Genomic DNA, 10,506 nt, shown 5'->3' on the forward strand with positions numbered 1-10,506 from the left:
CACCCCCGCGCCATGCCCGCCGCCCGCACCACCGCGCAGCCCAAGCCGCCCCTGCCTTCCGTGCTGGACTGCGTGGTGGTCGGCGCCGGGCACGCGGGCTGCGAGGCGGCCATGGCCCTGGCCCGCCTGGGCCGCCCGACCCTGCTGCTGACCATCAACGTGGACCGCATCGGCCACCTGTCGTGCAACCCGGCCATCGGCGGGCTGGCCAAGGGCCACATGGTCCGCGAGATCGACGCCCTGGGCGGACGCATGGGCCTGTGGGCCGACCGCGCGGGCATCCAGTTCCGCACGCTGAACACCAGCAAGGGCCCCGCCGTACGCGCCACGCGCGCCCAGATCGACCGCTCGGCCTACCTCGCCGCCGTGCAGGCCGACATCTTCGACCAGGACAACCTGTGGGTTCTCCAGGACATGGCCGAGGAAATCCTGGTGGAGCGCGGACGCTGCGCCGGGGTGCGCACGGCCCTGGGCCAGCGCCTGGCCGCCCGCTCCGTGTTGCTGACCACGGGCACCTTCCTGTGCGGGCTGATCCATGTGGGCGAACGCAATTTCAGCGGCGGGCGCCTGGGCGACCCCGCCGCCAGGGGCCTGTCGGACAGCCTGCGCGCCCTGGGCCTCGGCCTGGGCCGCCTCAAGACCGGCACCACCCCGCGCCTGCTGGCCCGCAGCGTCGACACCGCCGCGATGGAAGTCCAGCCCGGCGACGCCCGGCCCCGGCCCTTCAGCTTCCACGCCCCCTTCGCCCCCCTGCCCCAGGTGCCCTGCCACATCACCTGGACAACCCCGGCCACCCACGAGGCCATCCGCGCGGGCTTCGACCGCTCGCCGCTGTTCACCGGCGTCATCCGGGGCGTGGGCGCGCGCTACTGCCCGTCCATCGAGGACAAGGTGGCCCGCTTCCCCGAGAAGCCCCGGCACCAGATTTTCGTCGAGCCCGAGGGGCTCTCCAGCCCCGAGGTCTACCCCAACGGCATCCCCACCAGCCTGCCCCTGGACGTGCAAAAGGCCATGCTGGCCACCATCCCCGGGCTGGAGCGGGCCCAGATCGTGCGCCCGGGCTACGCCATCGAATACGATTTCAGCTTCCCCACCCAGCTGCTGCCGACCCTGGAAGCCAAGGTCCTGCCCGGGCTCTACCTCGCCGGGCAGATCAACGGCACCTCCGGCTACGAGGAGGCCGCCGCCCAGGGCCTGTGGGCCGCCCTCAACGCCCACTGCGCCCTGGCCGGGGAGCCGCCCTTCCTGCCCGGGCGCGACCAGGCCTACATGGCCGTGCTGGTGGACGACCTGGTGACCCTGGGCACCGAGGAGCCCTACCGCATGTTCACCTCGCGCGCGGAGCACCGCCTGCTGCTGCGCGAGGACAACGCCGACGCCCGGCTGACCCCGGCGGGCCGGGCCCTGGGGCTGGTGGACGACGCCCACTGGGCCGCCCACCGGGCCAAGATGGACGCCGTCGGGGAGCTGGTGGCCGCCCTGGAGGCCGTGCGCATCCGCCCCGATGCGCCCACGCGCGACATCCTGAGCGCCCTGGGCGCGGCCATCCCGCCCCGGGCCGTGACCCTGGCCGAGCTGCTGCGCCAGCCGGCCCTGTCCATCGAAGCCCTGACCCCCTTCCTGCCCGCCGTGGAGACCGCCCGGCCCGACGCCCTGCGCGAGGCCGAAACCATCGTCAAATACGCGGGCTACCTGCGCCGCCAGCAGGAGCTGGCCGCGCGCTCGGCGGGGCTGGAATCCACGGCCCTGCCGCCGGACCTGGCCTACGCCGCCGTGGCCGGGCTGACCCGCGAGGCCGTGGAAAAACTCTCGCGCATCCGGCCCCTGACCCTGGGCCAGGCCGCGCGCATCTCCGGCATCACCCCCGCCGCCGTCACCTGCCTGGAAATCCACCTGCGCAAGCTGGCCCGCTAAGGCCCCCGCTTCCCCGCACCCTGGCCACCTTCCGGCCGCTTTCCCGCACCCCCGGGCCCGGCGCCCGGCCTGCCCCCGCCCCCGGCCCGGCCTGCCGCGCCACGGGCTGGTGGACCCGTTCTTGCATAGCCTGGGGCCAAGGCCAGGCCCCCGGCAGTCTGGCCTTGCGGCGCGTGCCCGGGGCCTGGACTCCGGGGCCGAAGCCCTGTACGCATTCGGGCAGGGTCCGAAAAGCGCCGCGCGGCCCCGGGCACGGCCAAAAGCCCGACGCGCCGACCCCACAGCGGGCCGGCCGGCGCCAGGCGCCCGACAGGGCCGCGCGCCGCGGCAACGGCAAGGACGCCCCAGCAACAGGACAGGTCATCCGTGAACGTATCCGATCTGCTGCACAGCGCATTGCACCCGGCCCTCGCCCCCCGGGCGGCCTCCCTGGACCGCTCCTTCCTGGGCACGGTGCAGGACCGCTTCAGCGGCACGGGGCTGACCCCCGAGCTGCTGCGCCTCCTGCTGCTGACCGTGGCCGCCGCCGCCGCCGTTGGCGCGCTGGTCTACCTGCTGAACCTGCTCATCGCCGCAAGGCGCAGGGGCGCCGCCCTGCCCACGGGCACGGTGCAGGACCCCGCCGAAATCCGCCGCCTGCTGGACATGGCCCTCACCCGGCGCTCGCGCCTGGACCTCTCCTTCTCGCGCACGCCCAACAAGGACCAGGGCGTCTCCTGTTCCATCGAGCAACTGCGCGACGAGCACCTGGTGGTGGAAATCACCGCGCGCATCGACGCCTCGCAGCGCTGGATCGGCCGCACGGTGCATTGCTATGTGCGCATCACGGCGGGCAAGGAACGCACGGGCTCGCGCTACTATTTCTTCGACGCCGAGATCGCGGGGCTGTCCAAGCAGGCCGACGGCTCCCTGCGCCTGACCCTGACCCTGCCCACGGTCATGCGCCTGCAACAAAAGCGCATCCACCTGCGCCTGGACCCGCCAACGGAGTTCATGCTCGGGCTGGCCCTGTGGCCCGAGCCCACGGAGACCGGCGGCAGCACGGCGTCCAACATAAGGAGCTGGGGCCGCCCGGCCCTGCTGTTCCACCCCGCGCGGCGCGACCTTGTGCGCGTGGTCAACGTCTCGGCCGGGGGCATGCGCCTGGACGTGACCCGCAAGGCCCTGCGCGAAACGGGCCTTGAATTCGAACCCGGACAGCGCTACATCCTGCTCACCGAGATATACGACCCCGACCGCAAGGCCAAACGGCGGCTGTGGTGCCTGGCCCGGGTGCAGAACCGTTTCGAGGACTTCGAAACCCGCAACCTCGAAATCGGCATGAGCTTCGTGGGCCAGGGCCTGCCCGCCGGGCAGGACAAGAACGCCCTGGCCTGGAAGCCCCTGGGCGAGGACGGCATAGCCTTCCTGGGCGACTGGGTGGTCAAGCGCCACCTGGAGCGCTACCGCAAGGGCGGCGGCGCGCAGTAGCCCCGCCCGGGGCACCGCGTCGGTTTGCGTTGAAAAAGCCCGGACAACTCCGTATAAGTGGAAAAACAAGACGCATTCGGGAGGTTCGAGTTGGACGACGATTCTGGCAGTTTGTTCTCCGCCCTGATGGGCAGGCTGTTCCGCAAGACCGACGATTCGGAGGTCGAGCGCTTCATCCTCGAAGCGCAACGGGACGGCGAGCTGCGGGGCGAGGAATCGGCAATGCTGCTCAACGTCCTGCGCCTGTCGCGCAGGCAGGTCACCGAAATCATGATTCCGCGCACGGACATCGTCTGCGCGCCGGCGGACAACTCCATCGAGGAGATGGCGTTGCTCATCGCCGAAAGCGGCCACAGCCGCATCCCCGTCTACCGCAAAAACCGCGACAACATGGTGGGCATCGTCCACGCCAAGGACGTGCTGCGGGCCCTGACCCAGCCCGACGAATTCCCGCGCCCGGCCCGGGCCGAGACCATCATGCGCGAGCCGCTGTTCATCCCCGAGACCAAGAACGTCTACGACATGCTCCAGGTCTTCCGCTCCAACAAGATCCACCTGGCCATCGCCCTGGACGAGTACGGCGGCACCTCGGGCCTGGTGACCTTCGAGGACGTGCTGGAGGAGATCGTCGGCGAGATCGAGGACGAATACGACACGCCGCGCCCCGAGGACATCCAGACCCTGGAGGACGGCTCCGTCCTGGTCTCGGGGCGCACGCCCCTGGAGGAACTGGACGAGCGCATGGGCCTGTCCCTGACCTCCGACCAGGTGGAAACCGTCAGCGGTTTCCTTTGCGAACTGGCCGGGCGGGTGCCCGATCCCGAGGAATCCTTCGCCATCGACGGCCATACCCTCACGGTCAAGGAAGCGGATGCAAAACAGATTCACTGGATTGTGCTCCGCCGCGGCGACAGCCCGGCGGCACGCAACCACTGATTTCGCCCTTGCGCTGCTCCTGGCCCTGACGGGCACCTGGTTCGGCTTCGCCAACCCCGTAGCGCACATCCCGCCCCTGGCGCTGTTGCTGCCGGGGGCCTGCGCCCTTGCGGGCCTGCGCGCGCCCTCGGCGGGCCTTGCCCTGCGCCGGGGCTGGCTCATCGGCGCGGCGGCCTATGCCGCCGGGCTGTACTGGATCGCCCTGCCCGTGCGCATTTACGGCGACCTGCCCTGGCTGCTGGCCGCGCCCTGCCCGGTGCTGGTGGGCCTTGTCCTTGGCGGCTACACCGGGCTCTTCGCCCTGGGCGTGCACGCCGTGGGCGCGCGGCTGCACTGGGCCCTGGCGGCGCTGTGGGCCGGGGGCCTGTGGGCCCTGCTGGAGGCCGCCCGGGGCGTCTTGTTCACGGGCTTCCCCTGGCTGGCGCTGGCCTCGGCCTTCACGCCCTGGCCCGCCGCCATCCAGGGCGCGGCCTGGCTGGGGGCCGCCGGGCTTTCGGGCGTCCTGGCGGGCGCGGCGGCCCTGGCGGCCACGGGCCCGACCCTGCGGGCCCGGGCAACGGCGCTGGCCGTGCTGGCGCTGCTCCCGGCCTGGGGCGCCTGGGTCCTGGCCCAGCCCGTTCCGGCCACGGGCAAGGCCAGCGTGGTCATCGCCCAGGGCAACGTGGACCAGAGCCTCAAATGGGACGAGCTCTACCGGCTGTCCACCGTGCGGCGCTACGCGGCCATCACCGAAAACGGCCTGCGCGACGCGCCCGCCGACCTGGTGGTCTGGCCCGAGACGGCCCTGCCCTTCTACATGCAGGAACCCAGCAGCTTCAGCGTTGCCGTGCGCCAGGCCGTGCGCCAGGCCAAGACCCCGCTGCTCACCGGCACCCCGGCCTACACCTTCGAGGCCGACACCCAGACCTTCCTGATGCACAACCGCGCCGTGCTCCTCGACGCCGACGGCGCCACCCTGGGCAGCTACGACAAGGAGCACCTCGTGCCCTTCGGCGAGTATGTGCCCTTCGGCAGGTACCTGCCCTTCCTCAAGAAGCTGGCCCACGGCGCGGGCGATTTCGTCCCCGGCGTGTCCACCGCGCCCCTGGAGCACGGCCCCCTGCGCCTGGGTGTGCTCATCTGCTACGAGACGATCTTCCCCGAGCTGGCCCAGGCCAGGGTGGCAGCCGGGGCGAACCTGCTGGTGAACATCTCCAACGACGCCTGGTTCGGCCGGACCTCGGCCCCGCGCCAGCACCTGGCCATGAGCGTGCTGCGTGCCGTGGAGCAGCGCCGGACCCTGGTGCGCTGCACCAACACGGGCATCTCGGCCTTCATCGACCCGCGCGGGCGGCTGCTGGCGGCCGGGGGCCAGTTCATCGCCGCCGCCTACCGCGGCCAGGACCTGCCCCTGGTGGCCGAGACGACCTTTTTCCATCGCCACCGCATGGGCCTGGGCGCGGCCCTGGCCCTGGGCCTGGGGCTGTGCGCGGCCCTGGCCCTGCTCGAAAAACGGCGCACCCCCGCGCGGCTTGCGCAAGGCGGCGCTTCGGGCTAACATTACGGGTTCGCACGCACAGCCTCGAACCAAAGGGACAGCCCCGTATGCTTCAATACGCCGACCTCAAGACCCAAGGCCAGAACCTCAAGCAACAGTTCACCACCCTCTGGGGGCGTCTTTGACCGCGACCGCAGGGTGGCCCGGCTGGCGGAGATCGAAGCCATCCTGGCCAGCCCCGGCGCCTGGGACGACCCCGAGGCCCTGAAACCCCTGCTCCAGGAAAAAAGCCGCATCGCCGACCTCGTGGACTTGTGGGACAAGCTCCACAAGGCCAAGACCGACCTGGACGAATGGCTGGTCATGGCCGCCGAGGACCAAAGCCCCGAGATGCTCGAAGCCCTGGACGAACAGGTCCGCCTGCTGGAGGAACGCCTGGGCGACACCGAGCTGCGCACCCTGCTCGCGGGCCAGGAGGACGCTGGCAGCGCCATCCTGGAGATCCATCCCGGCGCGGGCGGCACCGAGGCCCAGGACTGGGCGGAAATGCTCGTGCGCATGTACCAGCGCTGGGCCGAACGCCACGACCTGAGCGTCAAGGTGCTGGACCTGCTGCCCGGCGAGGAGGCCGGCGTGAAGAGCGCCTCGCTGCTGGTCGAAGGGCCTTACGCCTACGGCCACCTCAAGGCCGAAAAGGGCATCCACCGCCTGATCCGCATCTCGCCCTTCGACTCGTCCGGCCGCAGGCACACCTCCTTCGCCTCGGTGGATGTCTACCCCGACGCGGGCAAAGACATCGAAATCGAGATCGACGAGGAGGAGGTGCGGGTGGACGTGTTCCGCGCCAGCGGGCCGGGCGGCCAGAAGGTCAACAAGACCAGCTCGGCCGTGCGCCTGACCCACGAACCCACGGGCATCGTGGTTTCCTGCCAGAACGAAAAATCCCAGTTCCGCAACAAGGAGACGGCCTACAAAATCCTCAAGGCCAGGCTCTACGAACTGGAGCTGCGCAAGCTCGCCGACGCCAAAGCCGCCGACTACGCCACCAAGGACGCCATCAACTTCGGCAGCCAGATCAGGACCTACACCCTGCAACCCTACCGGCTGGTCAAGGACCACCGCTCGGCCACGGAAATGACCAACGTCGACGCCGTGCTCGACGGGGATCTGGACACCCTGATCCGCAACCAGCTTCTGAGTGAGCATGCCAGGAAAACCAGCGACTGACACCCCCGCCTTCCCCCACGGCCGCGAACTTCTGGCCGAGCTGGAGGCCCTGCGCAGCCTGCTGGGACGCCACGGCTGCCCCGGCGAGGACGCGCCCGACGTGCTCGGCCTGCTGCGCCTGTGCCCGGGGCTGCGCCTGGACCAGTGGCCCGAGCTGGCCGCGCGCCACGGGCTCCAGGACTGGCTGGCCCTGCCCCTGGCCAGGGCCGAGTTCCCCTTCCTGGCGCGCCTCCAGCAGGTGCTCAACGACCTGGCCTTCCAGACCGAGCACGACCCGCTGACCGGCCTGCGCAACCGCCGGGCCTTCGACCGCATCCTGGCCCGCGAGCTGGAGCGCGCGCGGCGCTCGGGCGCGGCCCTGGCCCTGGCCATGTTCGACCTCGACGATTTCAAGGCCGTCAACGACACCTACGGCCACCCCTGCGGCGACGAGGTGCTGACGGCCCTGGCCCGGGTGCTGCTCGAAGGGACCCGCAGCTACGATGTGGCGGCCCGCCTGGGCGGCGAGGAATTCGCCCTGGTCATGCCCGAAACCGGGCTCTCCAAGGCCCGGGGCATCGTCGAGCGCATCCTGGACGCCATGCGCACCCGGTCCGTCGCCTGCCCCGAGGCGCCGCCCATCCGGGTGACCTGCTCCGCCGGGCTGGCCTGCCGCCGGGGCCCCGGCGACATGTCCGCCCAGGAGCTCTACGCCCTGGCCGACAAGGCCCTCTACGAGGCCAAGGCCCAGGGCAAGGACCGCGTGGTGGCCGCGCCCCTGGCCGACCTGCAACCGCCCCGGCGCGAGAGCCTCGTGGCCGCCAACGAAAAGAAATTTCTCTTCACAGGGAGCTGAGCGCAGATGTCCGGAACCAACATCCCCAACAAGGCCGCAAGCTTCGCCGTGGTCAGCGGCAAGGGCGGCGTGGGCAAGACCAACCTGGCCCTGAACCTGGGCTACGCCCTGCACCGGGGCGGCCACCGCGTGCTGCTCATGGACTGCGACCTCGGGCTGGCCAACCTCGACGTGCTCCTGGGCCTGACCCCGGACAAGAACCTCCAGGACCTGCTGAGCCCCGACACCCGGCCGGACGACGTGGTCGTGCCCATCGAGCCGGGCGGCTTCGACTTCCTGCCCTCGGCCTCGGGCGTGCCGGAGCTCATCGACCTGGACGAGGACGTTCAGGCCCTGCTCTTCGAGCGCCTGAACGCGCTCATCGGCGGCTACGACTTCCTGCTGCTGGACCTGGGCGCGGGCATCAGCCGCACGGTGCTGCGCTTCGCGGCCATGACCCGCGAGCGGCTGGTGGTCATCACTCCCGAGCCCACCTCCCTCACCGACGGCTACGCCATGATCAAGGTCATGCTCACCAGCCACGGCGTGCGCGACTTCCAGGTGGTGGTCAACATGGCCGCCAGCGCCGAGGAGGGGAAGCGCAGCTTCGAGCGCCTGCACGCCGCCTGCGCCCGTTTCCTGGACCTGGACATCAAGTACGCCGGGTGCGTGCGCTCGGACCCGGCGGTGCCCCGCGCGGTGATCCGCCAGACGCCCCTGCTCAAGCTCGCCCCCGGCAGCGACGCGGGCCGCGACATCCTGCAAATCGCCGTGCGCATGAAGCGCATGCGCGACGCGCAGCTGCCCGAAATCGGCGGCGGCAGCGGGCTGGACGTACCCTCCGGCCCCAATGTACAATAGCGCTTGCAAAAAACGCCACGATTAGGCAATGTTGTACCGTTAGTCCTGCGTGGCCACCCCCGGGCGGCCACTTCCGGCGCAGGCGGGCAACCCCGGAGGAGGAACTGCATGAACAAAAGCGAACTCATCAAGACCCTGGCCGAAAAGAACGACATCCACGTTGACGAGGCGGCGCTGGTGGTCAACACCTTCTTCGACTCCATCAAGGATTCGCTCATCAAGGAAGAGCGCGTGGAAATCCGCGGCTTCGGCAGCTTCAAGCTCAAGGACTACGGCGGCTACACCGGCCGCAACCCCAAGACCGGCGAGGTCGTCCAGGTCAGCCCCAAGAAGCTGCCCTTCTTCCGCCCGGGCAAGGAACTCAAGGAATACGTCAACAAGTAGGCCATGCGCGTCCTGCCCCGTCTGCTCCTCCCGCTGCTCCTCGCGCTCCTCTTCCGCGCCGCCCCCGCCCTCGCCCAGGACGCGCGGGACGCCCTGACCCTGGTCTTCTCCGCCAACACGCAGGGGGAATTCGCCCCCTGCCCCACCTGAGGCGGCAAGACCCTCGGCGGCCTGGCCAGGCGCGCCACAGCCTTGCGCGGGCTCAGGCAAGGGCCTGACCACACGCCCGTCCTCTATCTGGCCGGGCCGTACGAATTCCTGCCCCCGGCCGGGCCGGGGCCGAAGCACACCCCGGCCCTGGCCCGGGCCCTGGCGGCCGCCCACAAAGCCCTGGCGCCGGACCTGCTGGCCCTCGCCGGGCCCGAGGCAGCGTGGCTCGCGGCCGCCGGGGCCCAGACCCCGGCGCAGGCCCCGGGCTCCGCGCCGCGCGCCCTCGTCCTGCCCGTGCCGGGCGGCGAGGTGGGGGTCATCCTGCTCCCCGTCCTGCCCTCCGGCGCCCTGACCCCGCCGGACGATACCGTCCGCCTGGTGGCCGACCTCGCCCGCGGCCTGGCCGCGCGCACACGCCTGGTGGTCGCCCTGAGCCCCTGGGGCGACCTGGCCGAGGACCACTTCCTGCGCACGGCGGGCCCGGTGGTCGACATCCTGCTGGGCTCCGGCCCGGGCCCCGGGGTGGCCGGGCGCTTCAGCGACGACGGCAAGACCTTCCTGGCCCGCAGCTACGGCCAGGGCAAGGCCCTGCACGTCATCCGCATCGCCGCGTGGCCCGCGCGCACCCCCGGGTGGAGGTGGGTCCGGGACGAAAACCTGCGCCTGGATTTCCTCAATCTCTCCGACGCCTTCCCCGCCGACCCGGCCGTGGAGGCGCTGCTCGGCGGCCTGGATCTGCCCCGCTAGGTGTGAGTCGCAAGACCTCCCACCTGACCGGTCAGGGCCGAGCGGGCAACCTCCCATGCCTTCATCCCCGGGCAGTGCCGCACCCGCGCAAGACGGCCACGTTGCCTCACCTTGGGCCGCCTCCGACCGGAGGCATTTTTCCCCTGAAACCCTGATCGTAGCGTAAGGCCGCGAGGGGCCGCACGGCCCCTGCGCTCATGACCCGCCCCACGGGCATCCCCGCACCGGCACGCCGGGTGGCCGCCCTCCTTCCCGAATCGCGCCCCCCGGGCCCCGGCCGCGCAGGTGCGCCCCTTCCCCAACTCCGCAGCCCCGGCGCGCCTCCGACGGCCCCCGGACCCCGGGCCGGGCCGCACCCCGCCCCGGCCCGGCCAGCGCCTCGCGGCCCACCCGGAAGCGCCGTCGCCCCGGCGGGCCGTCCAGGGCCCCCGGCGCGCCGAAGCCACGAAACCGCACACGCCGTACGCGCTCCCCCCTTGCCATCGGCCCGGAAAGCGGCCATGATTCCGCCGTCCTGCACGGAACA

The 10,506-nt window shown here is 71.5% G+C and carries 10 protein-coding genes; all 10 read left to right on the forward strand.

Annotation, left to right across the window (positions count from 1 at the left end):
* Positions 1-12 precede the first annotated feature (12 nt).
* The 10 genes from mnmG to M0P34_RS01680 all read left to right on the forward strand — a co-directional run bounded on the left by mnmG (position 13) and on the right by M0P34_RS01680 (position 9,980).
* Positions 13-1,914: a tRNA uridine-5-carboxymethylaminomethyl(34) synthesis enzyme MnmG gene (gene mnmG / locus M0P34_RS01635; protein ID WP_291495661.1), complete on the forward strand. Its 1,902-nt coding sequence runs from the start codon at positions 13-15 to the stop codon at positions 1,912-1,914.
* Between the two features lie 366 nt (positions 1,915-2,280).
* A complete protein-coding gene (locus M0P34_RS01640) occupies positions 2,281-3,384 on the forward strand; it encodes a hypothetical protein (protein WP_291495663.1) in 1,104 nt (367 codons plus the stop codon).
* Positions 3,385-3,474: 90 nt separating this feature from the next.
* A complete protein-coding gene (locus M0P34_RS01645) occupies positions 3,475-4,320 on the forward strand; it encodes a hemolysin family protein (RefSeq protein WP_291495665.1) in 846 nt (281 codons plus the stop codon).
* Positions 4,256-5,857, forward strand: a complete 1,602-nt coding sequence (lnt, locus tag M0P34_RS01650; RefSeq protein ID WP_291495667.1) for an apolipoprotein N-acyltransferase — start codon at positions 4,256-4,258, stop codon at positions 5,855-5,857. Before M0P34_RS01645 ends, lnt begins: the two co-directional genes overlap by 65 nt.
* A 47-nt stretch (positions 5,858-5,904) precedes the next feature.
* Positions 5,905-7,024, forward strand: a protein-coding gene (prfB, locus tag M0P34_RS01655) for a peptide chain release factor 2 (RefSeq protein WP_291495669.1) whose coding sequence is annotated in 2 segments (ribosomal slippage) — positions 5,905-5,979 and positions 5,981-7,024 — 1,119 coding nt in all. Because the reading frame shifts where the segments join, the coding sequence is not laid out codon by codon here.
* The gene (locus tag M0P34_RS01660; RefSeq protein ID WP_291495671.1) at positions 7,002-7,859 is read left to right on the forward strand and encodes a GGDEF domain-containing protein; all 858 of its coding nucleotides are present in this window, start codon (positions 7,002-7,004) and stop codon (positions 7,857-7,859) included. The genes prfB and M0P34_RS01660 overlap by 23 nt, the downstream gene beginning before the upstream one ends.
* A gap of 6 nt (positions 7,860-7,865) precedes the next feature.
* Positions 7,866-8,699, forward strand: a complete 834-nt coding sequence (locus M0P34_RS01665; protein ID WP_291495673.1) for a MinD/ParA family protein — start codon at positions 7,866-7,868, stop codon at positions 8,697-8,699.
* Between the two features lie 108 nt (positions 8,700-8,807).
* Positions 8,808-9,083 carry an HU family DNA-binding protein gene (locus tag M0P34_RS01670; protein ID WP_291495675.1) on the forward strand — a complete coding sequence of 92 codons (276 nt, stop codon included), beginning with the start codon at positions 8,808-8,810 and terminating at the stop codon, positions 9,081-9,083.
* A 3-nt stretch (positions 9,084-9,086) separates the two neighbouring features.
* Positions 9,087-9,233 (forward strand): hypothetical protein, encoded by a 147-nt coding sequence (locus M0P34_RS01675; protein WP_291495677.1) that lies wholly within the window; start codon positions 9,087-9,089, stop codon positions 9,231-9,233.
* Positions 9,234-9,275: 42 nt separating this feature from the next.
* Complete coding sequence (locus M0P34_RS01680; RefSeq protein WP_291495679.1) at positions 9,276-9,980, forward strand: hypothetical protein; 705 nt, start codon at positions 9,276-9,278, stop codon at positions 9,978-9,980.
* The last annotated feature ends 526 nt before the right edge of the window (positions 9,981-10,506 follow it).

It is taken from the genome of Desulfocurvus sp. (assembly GCF_023230885.1).
GTDB lineage: Bacteria > Desulfobacterota > Desulfovibrionia > Desulfovibrionales > Desulfovibrionaceae > Desulfocurvus.

Bases quoted from the DNA above. Each gene is read 5' to 3' on its own strand.
- M0P34_RS01670 (WP_291495675.1), top strand. From the start codon at position 8,808: ATGAACAAAAGCGAACTCATCAAGACCCTGGCCGAAAAGAACGACATC.
- M0P34_RS01660 (WP_291495671.1), top strand. From the start codon at position 7,002: ATGCCAGGAAAACCAGCGACTGACACCCCCGCCTTCCCCCACGGCCGC.
- lnt (WP_291495667.1), top strand. From the start codon at position 4,256: ATGCAAAACAGATTCACTGGATTGTGCTCCGCCGCGGCGACAGCCCGG.
- mnmG (WP_291495661.1), top strand. From the start codon at position 13: ATGCCCGCCGCCCGCACCACCGCGCAGCCCAAGCCGCCCCTGCCTTCC.
- M0P34_RS01665 (WP_291495673.1), top strand. From the start codon at position 7,866: ATGTCCGGAACCAACATCCCCAACAAGGCCGCAAGCTTCGCCGTGGTC.
- M0P34_RS01675 (WP_291495677.1), top strand. From the start codon at position 9,087: ATGCGCGTCCTGCCCCGTCTGCTCCTCCCGCTGCTCCTCGCGCTCCTC.